Annotated in this window: 17 protein-coding genes; 12 read left to right on the top strand and 5 right to left on the bottom strand. The window is 66.1% G+C overall.

Annotated elements, in window-relative coordinates:
- Position 1 precedes the first annotated feature (1 nt).
- Both ACRCUN_RS24700 and ACRCUN_RS24695 read left to right on the top strand, forming a co-directional pair.
- Complete coding sequence (locus tag ACRCUN_RS24700) at positions 2-391, top strand: Rieske (2Fe-2S) protein (protein ID WP_462144258.1); 390 nt, start codon at positions 2-4, stop codon at positions 389-391.
- Complete coding sequence (locus tag ACRCUN_RS24695; RefSeq protein WP_462144257.1) at positions 388-1,302, top strand: alpha/beta fold hydrolase; 915 nt, start codon at positions 388-390, stop codon at positions 1,300-1,302. The genes ACRCUN_RS24700 and ACRCUN_RS24695 overlap by 4 nt, the downstream gene beginning before the upstream one ends.
- A 5-nt stretch (positions 1,303-1,307) precedes the next feature.
- Here the strand turns inward: ACRCUN_RS24695 and ACRCUN_RS24690 are convergent, their stop codons facing one another.
- Entirely contained in the window at positions 1,308-1,781 is a 474-nt protein-coding gene (locus tag ACRCUN_RS24690) for a hypothetical protein (protein ID WP_462144256.1), read from the bottom strand.
- 27 nt (positions 1,782-1,808) lie between these two features.
- Here ACRCUN_RS24690 and ACRCUN_RS24685 point away from each other — a divergent pair, with 27 nt between their 5' ends.
- From ACRCUN_RS24685 to ACRCUN_RS24650, 8 genes are all read left to right on the top strand, one after another.
- Positions 1,809-3,104 (top strand): NADH-ubiquinone oxidoreductase-F iron-sulfur binding region domain-containing protein, encoded by a 1,296-nt coding sequence (locus ACRCUN_RS24685; protein ID WP_462144255.1) that lies wholly within the window; start codon positions 1,809-1,811, stop codon positions 3,102-3,104.
- Positions 3,101-3,328 carry a ferredoxin gene (locus ACRCUN_RS24680; protein WP_462144254.1) on the top strand — a complete coding sequence of 76 codons (228 nt, stop codon included), beginning with the start codon at positions 3,101-3,103 and terminating at the stop codon, positions 3,326-3,328. Before ACRCUN_RS24685 ends, ACRCUN_RS24680 begins: the two co-directional genes overlap by 4 nt.
- A gap of 6 nt (positions 3,329-3,334) precedes the next feature.
- Positions 3,335-4,990, top strand: coding sequence for a thiolase C-terminal domain-containing protein (locus ACRCUN_RS24675; protein ID WP_462144253.1), 1,656 nt, complete (start codon positions 3,335-3,337; stop codon positions 4,988-4,990).
- Positions 4,991-4,992: 2 nt separating this feature from the next.
- Positions 4,993-5,880, top strand: coding sequence for an alpha/beta fold hydrolase (locus ACRCUN_RS24670; protein WP_462144252.1), 888 nt, complete (start codon positions 4,993-4,995; stop codon positions 5,878-5,880).
- Positions 5,880-6,698: an NAD(P)-dependent oxidoreductase gene (locus ACRCUN_RS24665; RefSeq protein ID WP_462144251.1), complete on the top strand. Its 819-nt coding sequence runs from the start codon at positions 5,880-5,882 to the stop codon at positions 6,696-6,698. The genes ACRCUN_RS24670 and ACRCUN_RS24665 overlap by 1 nt, the downstream gene beginning before the upstream one ends.
- Positions 6,698-7,492, top strand: coding sequence for an NAD(P)-dependent oxidoreductase (locus ACRCUN_RS24660; RefSeq protein ID WP_462144250.1), 795 nt, complete (start codon positions 6,698-6,700; stop codon positions 7,490-7,492). Before ACRCUN_RS24665 ends, ACRCUN_RS24660 begins: the two co-directional genes overlap by 1 nt.
- 129 nt (positions 7,493-7,621) lie before the next feature.
- Positions 7,622-8,827 carry a cytochrome P450 gene (locus ACRCUN_RS24655; protein ID WP_462144249.1) on the top strand — a complete coding sequence of 402 codons (1,206 nt, stop codon included), beginning with the start codon at positions 7,622-7,624 and terminating at the stop codon, positions 8,825-8,827.
- On the top strand, positions 8,824-9,027 hold the full coding sequence (locus ACRCUN_RS24650; RefSeq protein ID WP_462144248.1) for a ferredoxin: 204 nt from the start codon (positions 8,824-8,826) through the stop codon (positions 9,025-9,027). The genes ACRCUN_RS24655 and ACRCUN_RS24650 overlap by 4 nt, the downstream gene beginning before the upstream one ends.
- A 247-nt stretch (positions 9,028-9,274) precedes the next feature.
- On the opposite strand, the gene ACRCUN_RS24645 is transcribed toward ACRCUN_RS24650, so the two are convergent.
- Genes ACRCUN_RS24645 through ACRCUN_RS24630 form a run of 4 tightly spaced genes read right to left on the bottom strand, consistent with a single transcriptional unit; the run spans position 9,275 to position 11,987 of the window.
- Positions 9,275-10,195: an LLM class F420-dependent oxidoreductase gene (locus ACRCUN_RS24645; RefSeq protein WP_462144247.1), complete on the bottom strand. Its 921-nt coding sequence runs from the start codon at positions 10,193-10,195 to the stop codon at positions 9,275-9,277.
- A gap of 13 nt (positions 10,196-10,208) precedes the next feature.
- Entirely contained in the window at positions 10,209-10,499 is a 291-nt protein-coding gene (locus tag ACRCUN_RS24640; protein WP_462144246.1) for a DUF1330 domain-containing protein, read from the bottom strand.
- 13 nt (positions 10,500-10,512) lie between these two features.
- Entirely contained in the window at positions 10,513-10,707 is a 195-nt protein-coding gene (locus ACRCUN_RS24635) for a ferredoxin (protein ID WP_462144245.1), read from the bottom strand.
- A complete protein-coding gene (locus ACRCUN_RS24630; RefSeq protein ID WP_462144244.1) occupies positions 10,707-11,987 on the bottom strand; it encodes a cytochrome P450 in 1,281 nt (426 codons plus the stop codon). Before ACRCUN_RS24630 ends, ACRCUN_RS24635 begins: the two co-directional genes overlap by 1 nt.
- 198 nt (positions 11,988-12,185) lie before the next feature.
- Between ACRCUN_RS24630 and ACRCUN_RS24625 the strand changes: the two genes are divergently transcribed.
- Both ACRCUN_RS24625 and ACRCUN_RS24620 read left to right on the top strand, forming a co-directional pair.
- Positions 12,186-12,842 (top strand): TetR/AcrR family transcriptional regulator, encoded by a 657-nt coding sequence (locus ACRCUN_RS24625; RefSeq protein ID WP_462144243.1) that lies wholly within the window; start codon positions 12,186-12,188, stop codon positions 12,840-12,842.
- A gap of 16 nt (positions 12,843-12,858) precedes the next feature.
- Positions 12,859-14,160 (top strand): acyl-CoA dehydrogenase family protein, encoded by a 1,302-nt coding sequence (locus ACRCUN_RS24620; RefSeq protein ID WP_462144242.1) that lies wholly within the window; start codon positions 12,859-12,861, stop codon positions 14,158-14,160.
- The last annotated feature ends 16 nt before the right edge of the window (positions 14,161-14,176 follow it).

Raw genomic sequence — 14,176 nt, 5'->3', positions numbered from 1 at the left:
ATTGACCGAGCAGAAACCGCCCAGGCTCGCACAGGGACGCGAGCACGTCGTCGCCACCGTCGACGAAATCCCGCCCGGCACACACAAGCTGGTGCCCATCGGCCGCCACGGTGTCGGCGTGTACAACGTCAACGGCACGTTTTACGCCATCGCGAACTACTGCCCGCACGAGGGCGGTCCGTTGTGCGCGGGCCGGGCTCGGGGACGCACCGTCGTCGACGAGACCGCACCGGGTGATGCGGTCATGGTGCGCGACATGGAGTACATCTACTGCCCCTGGCATCAATGGGGTTTCGAGTTGGCGACCGGCACCACCGCGGTCAAGCCGGAATGGAGCATCCGCACTTACCCGGTGCGGGTCGTGGGCGATGAAGTGTTGGTGATGGCATGAGCGATACGGCGACGATCCTTGGCACCCCGGACCTCAAGCGGGGCGAGAAGTCGATTGAGATCAACGGCGGGAACGTCGTCTACGAGATTCTCGGCAAAGAGGGTGACTTCATCGCGCTGACCCCGGGTGGCCGGTTCAGCAAGGACATTCCCGGGCTGCGGCCGCTGGCGCAGGCGCTTGTCAAAGGCGGCTATCGGGTGCTGCTGTGGGACCGCCCCAACTGCGGCAAGTCCGACGTGCAGTTCTACGGCCAGAGCGAATCCCACATGCGGGCCGAGACGCTGTACACACTGATCTCGAAACTCGGTATCGGACCGTGCATCATCGCGGGCGGCTCCGGCGGCGCTCGGGACTCGATGCTGACGACGATGCTCTATCCCGAGATCGTGACGAAGCTCGTCGTGTGGAACATCGTCGGCGGGGTGTACGGCTCGTTCGTCCTGGGCTCCTACTACATCGTGCCGAGCATCCTCGCTGTCCGCGGCGCGGGCATGAAAGCCGTTGCGCACATAGATGAGTGGAAGGAACGAATCGCCGAGAACCCGGCCAACCGCGACCGGATCATGGCCCAGGATTCCGACGAGTTCCTCAAACTGATGCTCCGCTGGCTCAATGCCTTCGTGCCGAAACCGGGTCAGACCATCCCCGGCGTCGAAGACGAGATGTTCGACAACATCAAGGTTCCGACGTTGATCATCCGCGGCGGCGAGAACGACCTCGATCATCCCAAGCGCACCTCGCTGGAGGTGAGCTGCCTGATCAAAGGCTCGAAGCTGATCGACCCACCGTGGCCAGAGGACGCCTGGGAGCGGGCCGGTGAAGCTCGGGCATCGGGGAAGGTCAAGCGGTTCAACATGTTCGACACGTGGGTGCAGGCCGCGCCCGCGATCCTGGAATTCCTGAAGTCGTGACGGGCTCAGACCGTCCGGATGTGCACCTCGCAGTTGAGCGAGGCTTCGAGCGCGGTGTGGATGCGGCTTTCCGGGATGCGTTCCAGATCGGCTTTGCGCAACGTGACCGACACCACGTCCCAGCCGTCCTGGTCGACCGATCGGGCGATCTCGCCGGTCAACCCGAATCCGGCGAGCACCCCGTGCGCATCGTCATCGGTGCCCCGGCTGACGAATGTCACCACGCCAGCCGTCGGCACCGTCCCGAAAGCCTTGGTGCACAATCCCATCACGAGGGCCTGCAACTGCTGCGCATCGTCTCCGGCGATGAGGACCTCCACTTCGCGCCGGTGCGCGGGGAGGCCGGCAAGCTGGTTGTCCAGAACATCGGCGCCGTGCTCGACAAGCAGTTCTCGGAGCGCTGCCATGCCGTCGGCTAGCTGTTGCGGCCCGAGCTCACCCGCCGGGTCCACTCCGACTCGCACCACCGCAGTTCTCATGCCGGTAAGCCTAGCCGGGGACGGGATATGACCATGACGACCGATCTGACGGTGGCCGCCTGGCCCGGTTTGACGCCGCGACTGCTGCGCGCCGAGGCCGAGACCCTCGCCGACTACACGTCGGCGGGAGGTTATGCCGGCCTTCACGATCCGAGTGGGCTTCTCGAAACCGTCGCTGCCAGCGGACTCCTCGGACGGGGCGGTGCGGCGTTCCCCCTCGCGGTGAAGCTGCGCACGGTGCGAGACAACGGCCGCGACGCGGCCGGGACGGTGGTGATCGCCAACGGTGAGGAGGGTGAGCCCGCGTCGGTCAAGGACCGGTGGCTCCTGCGGAACCGCCCGCACTCGATTCTGGATGGCTTACGGCTGGCAGCCCAGATCGTCGGTGCCGATCGCGCTGTGGTGTACGTGTCCGACGCGGCGGCCGCGCGTAGCGTCCAGCAGGCCATCGCCGAACTCCACGACGAAATGGGTTCCACCGCGGTCGAACTGGTCACGGTCGCGCCCGGTTACGTCGCAGGCGAGGAGACCGCCGCCGTGCACGTCGTGAACGGCGGACCGGCCAAACCCACCGACAAACCTCCGCGGCCGTTCGAAGAAGGCGTCGACGGCCTGCCCACGTTGATCAGCAACGTCGAGACGCTGGCCCACCTGGCCTATCTTCACCGGCATGGTGCCGCGGAATTCCGGTCAGTGGGAACCGGCGATTCCCCGGGTACCTTCCTCGCCACCATCAGCGGCGCCGGACGCGCCCCCGCGCTCTACGAACTGCCGCACGGCGTGGCGTTCGCCGATCTTCTGACCCTGCACGGCGTCTCACCCGACAAGGTCTCCGGCGCGCTCATGGGCGGATACTTCGCCGGGTTGCTCAATCGCGACATCCTCGGTGCGACCCTCGACCACGAGACCGTCCGCGGGCTCGGCAGCGGCCTGGGCTGCGGCGCCATCAGCATTCTCACCGACGACTGCCCGGTGGCGGTCGCGGCTGCCGTGCTGGCCTACTTCGACCGCGAGAACGCAAGCCAGTGCGGCTCGTGCTTCAACGGCACGGCGGCCATGGCCGCGGTCGCAACGGCACTGCGGGGCGGCGAGGCCACCGAAGACGATGTGGCGCGGCTGCGCCGGTGGTCGGTTGTGCTGCGCGGCCGCGGAGCCTGCGCGACGCTCGACGGGGCGGCGAACGTCGCGGCGAGCCTGCTGGCGCAGTTCCCGGACGCGGTGCAGCGCCATCTCGAAAGTGCTTGCCACGCTTGCCGTTCCGGAGCATTTACCGCGGCGCGACCGTACGAGGTGGAGCGACTGGAGGCGGTGATGGCGGTATGAAGGTCAAGCTCGACCGCACGATGTGTGACGGCTTCGGATTGTGCGCGAAGCACGCGCCGGAGTACTTCCCGCTCGACGACTGGGGGTATGCGTCGCTGGAGGGCACCGGCGCGGTGCCTGCGGACGACGAGGACGCCGTCAAGCGCGCGTTACTGGATTGCCCGGTGCACGCGATCATCGAGCTGAAAGAGAAGCGGCGGCGCCCCGCCGGCGAGAAGGGATAGGTCGACTTGGCACAGATACCCGGGCGTCCGCTCCCGTCGGTCACCGCGCTGAACGAGTACTACTGGACCGCGGGCGCCGACGGCGTGCTGCGCCTGCAGGAGTGCCACGCCTGTAACGCGCTCATTCATCCACCGCAGCCGGTGTGCCGCTACTGTCGCAGTCGCGACCTGGGTGTGCGCGAGGTGTCGGGCCGCGGTTCGTTGGCCGGGTTCACGATCAACCACCGGTTCGGATTTCCCGATCTCCCGCCGCCGTATGTGGTCGCCGAGGTGGCTGTAGCCGAGGATCCGCGAGTCCGGTTGACCACCAACATCGTCGACTGCGACCCCGAAACCCTGGAGCTCGGGCAGCCGGTGGAAGTCGACTTCCAGCACATCGAAGACGTCTGGCTGCCAGTGTTCAAACCGTCCGCGGACACCACCCCGGTTCCGCCGCCGGTCGACGAGATCGCGCCACAGGACATCGGCAAGTACGTCCGGCCGATGCTGACCGAGAAGAAGTTCGAGGACCACTCCGCGATCACGGGCATCGGAATGTCGACGATCGGCCGCAGGCTGATGGTCCCGCCGCTGTCGCTGACCATCGAGGCCGCCGCGAAGGCGGTTGCCGACGCGGGCCTGACCTTCGACGACATCGACGGACTTTCCACCTACCCGGGACTCGACGTGGCCGGCATGGGTGAGGGCGGCGTCAGCGCGCTGGAGGGCGCGCTCGGGCTGCGGCCGACGTGGATCAACGGCGGCATGGACACATTCGGCCCCGGCGGCTCGGTCATCGCCGCGATGATGGCCGTGGCCACCGGTATGGCCCGGCACGTTCTGTGCTTCCGCACGCTGTGGGAGGCGACGTTCGGGCAGCTGGTCAAGGAAGGCAAGATGTCACCGCCCATGGGTGGCCGGACCAATAGCTGGCAGCACCCGTACGGCGCCACCTCGGCCGCACACACGTTGGCCCAGAACGCGGGCAGGCACTTCGACCGGTACGGCACGACCCGCGAAACGCTCGGCTGGATCGCGCTCAACCAGCGGGCCAACGCCGCGCTGAACCCCACCGCGATCTACCGCGATCCGATGACGATGGACGACTACCTCTCGGCCCGTACGATCACGACGCCGTTCGGCCTGTACGACTGCGACGTGCCATGCGACGGCGCGGTGGCTGTGATCGTCTCGGCCATAGACGCCGCGCGCGATCTGGCCAAGCCGCCCATCCGGTTCGAGGCCGTCGGCACCCAGATCATCGAACGACTCGACTGGGACCAGACCACGCTGACGCACGAACCGCAGGTGCTGGGGCAGAGCGCGCATCTGTGGTCGCGAACATCGTTGCGGCCCAATGACGTCGACGTGGCCGAGCTGTACGACGGCTTCACCTTCAACTGCCTGTCCTGGCTCGAAGGCCTTGGGTTCTGCGGCATCGGCGAGGCCAAGGACTTCCTCGAAAGCGGCCACAACATCGCCCGCGACGGCATCATCCCGCTCAACACCCACGGCGGCCAGTTGTCTCACGGCCGCACACACGGCATGGGTCTGATCCACGAGGCCGTCACACAATTGCGCGGCGAGGCAGGTGACCGCCAGGTCGCGAACGCCAAAGTGGCCGTGGCAAGTTCGGGCGGCCTGACGCCAAGCGGCGTGCTGCTGCTGCGGACGGACGACTGACCATGGCGAGGAGCGCCCCGCATCCCAGAGTCGTCATGGTCGACGGCGTGCCGATGTCGGCATCGGTGGCCGAGGCGGCCGACCCGCGCGCCATCGTCGTCGCACTGCACGGCGGCGCCACCACGTCGGCCTATTTCGACTGCCCCGGCCATCCCGAGCTGTCATTGCTGCGGACAGCGGTAGAGCGCGGTTTCACCGTGGTCGCGCTGGATCGCCCCGGCTACGGCGCATCGGCGGCATATCCCGACGCGATGGCGCACCCCGATCAGCGGGTCGCACTGGCTTTCGGCGCGGTCGAGCGCATCGCGGGCCCGGGCCCGGTGTTTCTGCTCGGCCATTCGATGGGGTGCGAACTGGCGGTGCGGATGGCGCTGCGTGCCGAACCGGCTGTGCTCGGGATCTCGCTGGCCGGCACGGGACTCCGGTACCAGACCGGGGCTCGCGACATCCTGAAGAACGCCTCGATCGACCACCGTCCGCGCGGCCTGCGCGACCTGCTGTGGCAACCGGAGCGCCTGTACCCCGGTGATGTGCTGGGCAACGGATTGTCTGCCGGCGGCACGCGGTACGAGGCCGATGTCGTCAAAACGTGGGCATCCCGCGACCTTCCGGAGCTTGCGGCGCAAGTCACGGTGCCGGTGCAATTCCTGGCGGGCGATCACGAAAGCGTCTGGGAGTCCGACGCCGACGCGCTCGCCGACATCGCCGCGCTGTTTCGCGCCGCGCCGCGGGTCGCTGTCGGCGAGGTCGCCGACAGCGGTCACAACCTCAGCGTGGGGCTGACCGCTCCCGCGTATCACCACGCGGTCTTGTCGTTTGCCGACGACTGCGTGGTGGCTCACCGCGCCGGTGGCGCCGGAAAAACTGAAGTGGAAGTGGAGGCAGGTTGATGCGAGTCGGATTTATCGGATTGGGCAGCCAGGGAGCGCCGATGGCCCGGCGGATCGTCGAGGGCGGCTACGAAACCACGCTGTGGGCGCGCCGTCCGGCCTCGGTCGAACCATTCGCCGACACCGCGGCCAAAGTGGCCGGCTCCCCTGCCGAACTGGCCGCGGCCAGCGACCTCGTGTGCCTGTGCGTTGTCGGCGATGACGACGTCAAGCAGGTTCTCGGCGGCGAGAACGGTGTCCTGGCCGGCCTGGCACCGGGCGGCATCATCGCCATTCACTCCACCGTGCATCCCGACACCTGCGCCGAGCTCGCCGAACAGGCAGCCGCGCAGGGCGTTTCGGTGATCGACGCCCCGGTCAGCGGTGGCGAACCCGCGGCCACGGCGGGCACGCTGCTCGTGATGGTCGGCGGTGAGGCCGAAGTGGTCGAACGGGTCCGCCCGGTGTTCGCCACCTACGCCGACCCGATCGTGCATCTGGGCGGCGTTGGCGCAGGCCAGGTCGCCAAGATACTCAACAATCTGCTCTTCAGCGCCAATCTGGGCGCGGCGATGAGCGCACTGGAACTCGGTGAGGCCCTTGGTGTTCCACGCACAGCACTGTGCGAGGTGATCACGCGGGGCTCGGCCACCAGCAAGGCGCTCAACAGCATCGCGATGTTCGGCGGCACACTGGACAATCTCGCGCCGATCGCTGGTGCGTTGTTGCAGAAGGACTGCCGGCATGCGGCGAGTCTGGCCGATACCGCGTCGGCGCCCCATGGCGCCGTGTTCGACGCGGCCGACGCGGCGCTGGCCCTCATGAACCACCCGCGCTGATGCGCATCGGTTTCATCGGGGTCGGCCGGATGGGCTCCCCGATGGTGCAGCGCCTCGTCGCGGCCGGCCACGACGTGCACGCGGTGACCCGGACCGACGACAAACGCGCCGCGGCAGTCGAACTGGGTGCGCATCCGGTGGCCGTCCCGGCCGACGCCGGACGGGACGCCGACGTCGCGATCGTGTGTGTGTTCACCGACCAGCAGGTACGTACGATCTGCCTCGATGACGACCTGATCGGCGCCATGTCGCCCGGATCGGTCGTCGTGCTGCACACCACGGGGAGTCCGCGCACAGCCGAGGAGATCGCGCGCCGGGCAGCCGAGCACGACGTCGCCGTCGTCGACGCGCCGGTCAGCGGAGGTCCCCACGACATCGCCGCCGGAACGGTGACGGTGTTCATGGGTGGAACCGACGATGCGGTCGCACGCGCCAAGCCGGCAGTGTGCGCATACGCCAATCCGATTCTGCACGTTGGACCGGTCGGTGCGGGCCAGCGGGTCAAGCTCGTCAACAACACACTGTTCGCGGCGCAGATCGGTCTGGTCGCCGAAGGCGTGCGGCTCGGCAGTGAGCTCGGCATCGCGGAGTCCACGCTGCTGACAGCCCTCGTCCACGGCAGCGCGGGCAGCCGCGCGCTCAGCGGTATCGCCGCCACGGGATCGGCCGACGCGTTCATCACGAGGGTCGGCGAGTTCATCGGCAAGGACGTGGCTGTCGTTCGCAAGACAGCGGCTGAACTGGGCACCGATCTCGGCGTGCTCGACGCGACGGTCAGCGCGGCGCTGAAGTAACGCAGATCAACACCTATTTCGTGCTTTTCAACGACTCCCAAAGGGATTACTGTTACCGTTACAGTTCAGCAGTTTCCCGTAACGCCTCTCAGTGCGCTTCCGGCACAGCCCGCCGTGGAGGAGGAGCCCATGACCAAGCCTCAGGTGATCTTCGATCCTTTCTCGGAGGACTACTTCAACAACCCCTTCGACATCTACCGGCAGATGCGCGAGGAGACCCCGCTGTACTACAGCGCGGAGCAGGACTTCTACGCCCTCACCCGTCACGAGGACGTCGCGGCCGCGTTGAAGGACCATGAGGCCTTTTCGTCGTCACGCGGCTGCGATCTGGCGATGGTCCAGGGAGACGAGCCCCCGCAGAAGTCGATCATCTTCATGGACCCACCCGACCATCGGCACATGCGCAGCCTGCTCAACAAGGCCTTCACGCCACGCGCCGTTCAGGCTCAGAAGGACACCATCGTCGAACAGATCGACCACTACCTCGGCCAGATCGATTCCGACGAGTTCGACATCGTGCAGGATTTCTCCGGCCCGTTCCCGGTCGAGGTGATCACCCGGATGGCCGGTGTCGACCCCGAATATCGTCAGCAGGTCCGGCACTGGATCGACACGAGCCTGTCGCGCGAGCCGGGCCAGATCGGCTACTCCGAAGCGGGAATGCAGGCCAACATCGACACCGGCATCTACTACTACTCCCTGGTGCAGAAGCGGCGCGAGAACCCGCAGGACGACATGATCAGTCGCCTCATCGCCGCCGAGATCCCCGGCGAGGACGGGCAGATGCGCCGCCTCGACGACATCGAGATCACCGGGTTCGCCACGTTGCTCGGCGGCGCGGGCGCCGAGACCGTCACCAAGCTCGTCGGCACCGCGATGGTGTTGTTCGCGCGCCACCCCGAGCAGTGGCAGAAGCTGCTCGACGATCGCGACAAAGTTCCGGCGGCGGTCGAGGAACTTCTGCGCTACGAGGGTCCGGTGCAGTACAACGTCCGCTACACGCTCAAAGAGGCGCATGTGCCCAGCGGCACGATTCCGGCGGGCAAGCCCGTATTCCTGATCAGTGCGGCGGCCAACCGAGACCCCGAAGCGTTTACGAATGCCGATGCCTTCGACATCGACCGCAACCGCACCGAAGCTCAGAATCTGGGGCTGGGCTACGGAATTCACAGTTGTCTGGGAGCGGCACTCGCCCGGATGGAGAGCGCGATCGCCCTGGAGAAGTTGCTCGATTTCATGCCACGGTACGAGGTGAAGTGGGATGGTCTGCAGCGGGTACACATGCAGAACGTCGCCGGGTATTCCCATGTCCCCGTGAAGGTGTTGCGATCATGAGCAAGAAGATCCATGTCGATTTCGGCCTGTGCGAAAGCAACGGCGTTTGCATGGGTGTCATCCCCGAGGTGTTCGATCTCGACGACGAAGATTATCTGCACGTTCTGCAGGAAGATGTGACTGCCGACAACGAGGCCCAGGTACGCGAGGCCGTCCGGCAGTGCCCACGCCAGGCGATCTCGATCGACGAAGAGCCCTAGTTTGCGTTTTGTCTTCGTACACGGTGGATTTCACGCCGCCATTCCTACAGTCGTCCGCGCGAACTGGCCGAGCTGTGCATCCATGCGACGACCCCGCCAGGGACAATATCGAGTTTGATCGTGCGCCTGGCGTCAATTCTGCTGCGGCTCCGAGCTTTTAATGTTCGCGTGAGTAACGCTGTGGCGGAAATCCACGCCGAAAATCGCCACTGCGTTACTCACGCGGGGCTCGATCCGCGTCAACGGATCAGCCCGCCGCGATGACAGACTTACCGAAGCTTTCGACGGTTTCCAGCGCGTGGGACAAGCTGTCGCCCGGGAGTGTGACATGTAGCCAGGTCACCCCGAGTGCGGCAAGCTTATCGACGCCGGCCAGGTAGGCGTCGGCATTGAAATCCTCGTCGCCGGGATTGCCACCGTCGAAGTTGTTGAACACGATGTCGATCGATGCGGGGTCTCGATCGACGGCGCTCAACCGAGCACGAAGATCCTCGACCCCGCCTGCCAGCTTGTCCAGAGAATCCAGCGCCGCTGTACCCGCCGTCTGCGCCAGGCCGGGCGGTGCGGCGAACGGGCACCACCCGTCACCGTGCTTGGCCACCCGCGACCGCGCGGCGGACGTGTTGCCGCCGATCCAGATCGGTGGGTGCGGCTGGCTCACCGGACGTGGGTGAGCCGTGATGCCGCGGGCGCTGAAGTGCTTGCCCTCGAACGTCAGGTCGTCGGTGGTCCAGACGGCACGGATGACCTCTAAGGCTTCGTCGAACAACTCCGTGCGCTCGTCGTAGGCCACGCCGAGCGCCGCGAACTCGCGCTTAAGATAGCCAACACCGACCGCCAGGGTGAACCGTCCACCGGACAGCAGGTCGAGGGTTGCCCCGGATTTGGCGACCACGAACGGGTTTCGGTACGGCAGGACGACGATGTTGGGCACGAGGCGCAGCGTTGTCGTGCCCGCCGCGGCGAACGCCATTGCCACGAAGGGATCCAGCGCGTCATGACCGCCGGCGTCCAGCCACCGCTGCGACGGCGCCGGGTGGTCGGTGAACCCGAACCCGTCGAAACCGGCAGCTTCGGCCGCAACCGCCACCGCGGTGATCCCGTTGCCGCTCACCAGATCCGGGTGATACGGGTGGGTGTGCATCGGGTGGGTGATGCTGTAGCGCACTGCGGCCGCCGGGTCAGGCGGGGAAGCCGGAGAGGATCACGCCGTTGCAGTCGGCCGCGCTTTGGCGGACCTTGGCCGCCTTCTGGTAGGCGTCGGAGTAGTACCACTCGCGCGCCGCGTCGACGGACTCGAACTCCAGGACGACCGTCTGGGTGCCGTGCCAGGTTCCCTCGACGACTTCCGGCTTCTGGTCGACGGCGACGATGGTCGCGCCGGCCATGGCCTGCTGCGCCAACTTGGCGTACTCGCCCATGCCCGCCGGATCCTTGATGTCCTCGGTGATGATTACGTAGCCTTTTGCCATCGAATGTCCTTATCTACTCGGAGATCTCGCTGATCGCCCGTTCCGGGCAGTTCTCGACCGCCTCGCGGGCGGCATCCTCGAGGCCGGCTGGCACGTCCTCCGGGTCGGCGACCGCCCAACCATCGTCTGACATCTCGAAGACTTCGGGACACAGCGTCAGGCACATGCCGTGGCCTGCACAACGGTCTTCGTCGACCCTGACGCGCATCAGGTGTCGAACTCCAGATGCAGTTCGGTCAAGCCGCGCAGGATGAATGTCGGGATGTAGTTGTAGCGCCGCTCCCCCGCCGGCCCGTGCTTGGTGTCGGAGATCCGGATATCGGTCGTGCGGTCGAGCAGACGCTCGAGGCCGACGCGAGTCTCGGCTCTGGCCAGCGGCGCACCGGGGCAACTGTGGATGCCGCGGCCGAAAGCCAGGTGTTGACGCGCGTTCTTGCGAGCCGGGTCGAACGTGTCGGGATCTTCGAAGCGGCGGGGGTCGCGGTTGGCCGCCCCGTTGAGCACCATCACCGTGGTGCCCGCGCTCAGTTCGGTGTCTCCGATGGTGACCGGGCAGCGCGAAAGCCGGAAGTCGCCCTTCACCGGGCTCTCGATGCGTAGGGCCTCTTCGATGAAATTCGGTATGAGGCTGCGGTCATCGCGCAGGCGCTGCTGGATGTCGGGCTGTTCCCCGAGCACTTTGAGCGCGGTGCTCAGAAGTCGCACCGTGGTTTCCTGACCGGCCGAGAAGACGTTCGTCGCAACGCGGGCGACATCGCCGACGTCGGGAAGCGTCCCATCCGGGAACGTCGCAGTGGCAAGCCCCGTAAGCACGTCGTCGCGCGGGTTGGCCCGGCGATCTGACGCATAGTCGGCGAACTGCCCGTAGAGGAATTCCAGCGGACTGTGCGACAACGATTCCTTACTGGTGCTGCCGACACCGCCGCCGGAGTGTTGCTTGATGCCGTTGACGAAGGACTCCCGGTCCTCGTCGGGTATGCCGAGCAGGTCGGCGATCACCAACAGCGTGAAGGGGCCGGCGAAACCCCTGATGAACTCGCCCTCACCCGGCGCGAGGAAGTTGTCGAGCACTTCGTCGGCAAGCTGCCACATCGCATCCTCGTTCTCCTTGAGGCGCTTCGGCGTGATGAGCCGCATCAGCAGCGACCGGTGATCGGTGTGTGTCGGCGGATCCAGTGTCGGCAACTGGTCGCTGAACGGCAGCTCGTCGCGGTGCTTTTCGATGAGTTCGGTGACCTCTTCGCCGCTGCGGCCCTCCAGCGGTACCGGGAAGCCTGGGAACGGACCCGTCACCGAGATGCACGACGAGAACGTCTCCTCGTCGTTGTAGACCTGAACGGCTTCTTCCCACCCGGTCACCATCGTCACGTTGTAGTGGTCCTCGCGTGTGACCGGGCACCTGTCACGCAGCGCCTCGAAGAACGGGTACGGGTTGTCGACCAATCGTTCATCGCGGAAGAAATCGATACCGGTTGGGTCGATCGCCATGTGCTGCTCCCGTTCCAGCCGCCTCAGCGAGAATGCGGCTCTCATTCTTGAGTATTAGATTTCCACAGCGCCTGTATCGCGTCAATCCGATACCGCGCGATCGCGCGGCCCACTCGTGGCAGCGGCGGCTCGTACTCGACTTAGTTAGACGAACGTCAACTATATCCACCGTAGAAAACCGCTGCTAAAGTTCGCAGAATGGCCAAGCCGGGCGTCGCGACAGGGACTGACGGTGGTCAGCGACGGGCGTCGTACCAACGGGCGCGTTCGCACGAGACCAAACGCGATCTGGTCCAGGCGGCGATGGCGCTGTGGCGGACAAACGGCTACGCGCGGACGACCGTTGCCGACATCTGCCGGGCCGCAGGAGTCTCGCGCGCGCTGTTCTACTTCTACTTCCCGGCCAAGGAGGACGTGCTCTTCGAGGTGGGGCTGCTGTCGACCCGGTCAGCGCAGAAGCGCGTGCAATCTCTCCTCGACTCCGATTACGACGTGGTGCCGGTCATCGCCGAGGCGCTGCGCAGCCTGGAGCGGTCGATGGCGCGCAACCCGCCCGAGTTGATCATCGAGACCATCTTGGAGGGCTACCGCCACGAACACCGCATTCTGAGCGGTGACGGCCATCCGGATGCGCTGAGCGCGGACATGTTCGGTGAGCTGTTCGCCAGGGCACAGGTCGATGGCAAGCTCGCGGCCCACGTCGACGTGGGCCATCTGTCGCATCTGGCCCAGATTCTCGTGAGCGAAGGCGTGCGGCACTGGGCCGGGGGCAGCTATGGGGACCGCTCGTTCGCGGACGTGGTGACCGACGATATCGCCGCACTGATCGCCGGCTTCAACACCGTCAAACCCTAGATCGCAAGGAGGCGATATGGCTTGGGATTTCGAAACTGACGCCGAGTATCAACAGGTGCTCGACTGGGCGGATGAGTTCGTTCGCGACCGCGTCGAGCCCCTCGACCTGGTGTGGCCTCACCAGCAATACACCCCGCTGGAGGGCAAACGCCGCGAAGCGATCGCTCCACTGAAAGACGAAGTGCGCCAGCGAGGTTTATGGGCCACCCATCTGGGGCCCGAGCTCGGGGGCCAAGGATACGGTCAGCTCAAGCTCGCGCTGCTCAACGAGATCCTGGGCCGCTCGCAGTGGGCCCCGATCGTATTCGGCTGCCAGGCACCGGATACCGGCAACGCCGAGATCATCGCGCACTACGGCACCCACGAGCAGAAAGACCGATACCTTCGGCCGCTGCTCGACGGTGAGCTGTTCTCGTGCTATTCGATGACCGAACCGCACGCAGGCGCCGACCCGACGCTGTTCACCACCCGGGCGGTACGCGACGGCGATGACTGGGTGATCAACGGGTGGAAGTTCTTCTCGTCCAACGCTGCGACCGCATCGTTCCTGATCGTGATGGTGGTGACCAATCCCGACGTCAGCGCCTATCAGGGCATGTCGATGTTCCTCGTGCCGACCGACACCCCTGGCGTCAAGATCGTCCGCAACGTGGGCCTGTACGGCGAACGGGACGACGAAGGCTCCCATGCCCTCATCCACTACGACAACGTCCGGGTGCCCAACGCGGCGCTGCTGGGCGGTGAAGGGCAGGCGTTCGTCATCGCCCAGACCCGGCTGGGCGGCGGACGGATCCACCATGCCATGCGCACCATCGGTCTCGCCCGCAAGGCGCTCGACATGATGTGCGAACGTGCGTTGAGCCGCGAGACGCAGGGCAGCCGTCTGTCCGACAAGCAGTTCGTGCAGGGCTACATCGCCGACTCGTATGCACAGCTGTTGCAGTTCCGGTTGATGGTGCTCTACACCGCGTGGGAGATCGACAAGTACAACGATTACAAGAAGGTCCGCAAGGACATCGCAGCCGTGAAGGTCGTAATGCCGACGGTTCTGCATGACATTGCCTGGCGCGCAATGCAGGTGCACGGCGCGCTGGGCGTCACCAACGAGATGCCGTTCCTCGGGATGGTCACCGGCGCGGCAGTGATGGGCCTGGCCGACGGCCCGACCGAGGTGCACAAGACGACGGTCGCCCGGCAGGTGTTGCGCGATTACGAGCCGACCGATGACACCTGGCCCACCGAGTGGATTCCCCGTAAGCGGGAAGCGGCGCTGGCGCGGTTCGCCGACTACCTGGAAGCCGAGGTCGGCAACCTGTGAGTGGGATCGACGTTGC

This window comes from Mycobacterium venezuelense (assembly GCF_054919535.1).
Note: the sequence above shows the minus strand (reverse complement) of the source record. Positions and strands in the feature narration are given on the sequence as shown.

Bases quoted from the DNA above. Each gene is read 5' to 3' on its own strand.
- ACRCUN_RS24670 (WP_462144252.1), top strand. From the start codon at position 4,993: ATGGCGAGGAGCGCCCCGCATCCCAGAGTCGTCATGGTCGACGGCGTG.
- ACRCUN_RS24625 (WP_462144243.1), top strand. From the start codon at position 12,186: ATGGCCAAGCCGGGCGTCGCGACAGGGACTGACGGTGGTCAGCGACGG.
- ACRCUN_RS24650 (WP_462144248.1), top strand. From the start codon at position 8,824: ATGAGCAAGAAGATCCATGTCGATTTCGGCCTGTGCGAAAGCAACGGC.
- ACRCUN_RS24680 (WP_462144254.1), top strand. From the start codon at position 3,101: ATGAAGGTCAAGCTCGACCGCACGATGTGTGACGGCTTCGGATTGTGC.
- ACRCUN_RS24630 (WP_462144244.1), bottom strand. From the start codon at position 11,987: ATGGCGATCGACCCAACCGGTATCGATTTCTTCCGCGATGAACGATTG.
- ACRCUN_RS24685 (WP_462144255.1), top strand. From the start codon at position 1,809: ATGACCATGACGACCGATCTGACGGTGGCCGCCTGGCCCGGTTTGACG.
- ACRCUN_RS24640 (WP_462144246.1), bottom strand. From the start codon at position 10,499: ATGGCAAAAGGCTACGTAATCATCACCGAGGACATCAAGGATCCGGCG.
- ACRCUN_RS24665 (WP_462144251.1), top strand. From the start codon at position 5,880: ATGCGAGTCGGATTTATCGGATTGGGCAGCCAGGGAGCGCCGATGGCC.
- ACRCUN_RS24660 (WP_462144250.1), top strand. From the start codon at position 6,698: ATGCGCATCGGTTTCATCGGGGTCGGCCGGATGGGCTCCCCGATGGTG.
- ACRCUN_RS24635 (WP_462144245.1), bottom strand. From the start codon at position 10,707: ATGCGCGTCAGGGTCGACGAAGACCGTTGTGCAGGCCACGGCATGTGC.
- ACRCUN_RS24695 (WP_462144257.1), top strand. From the start codon at position 388: ATGAGCGATACGGCGACGATCCTTGGCACCCCGGACCTCAAGCGGGGC.
- ACRCUN_RS24690 (WP_462144256.1), bottom strand. From the start codon at position 1,781: ATGAGAACTGCGGTGGTGCGAGTCGGAGTGGACCCGGCGGGTGAGCTC.
- ACRCUN_RS24655 (WP_462144249.1), top strand. From the start codon at position 7,622: ATGACCAAGCCTCAGGTGATCTTCGATCCTTTCTCGGAGGACTACTTC.
- ACRCUN_RS24620 (WP_462144242.1), top strand. From the start codon at position 12,859: ATGGCTTGGGATTTCGAAACTGACGCCGAGTATCAACAGGTGCTCGAC.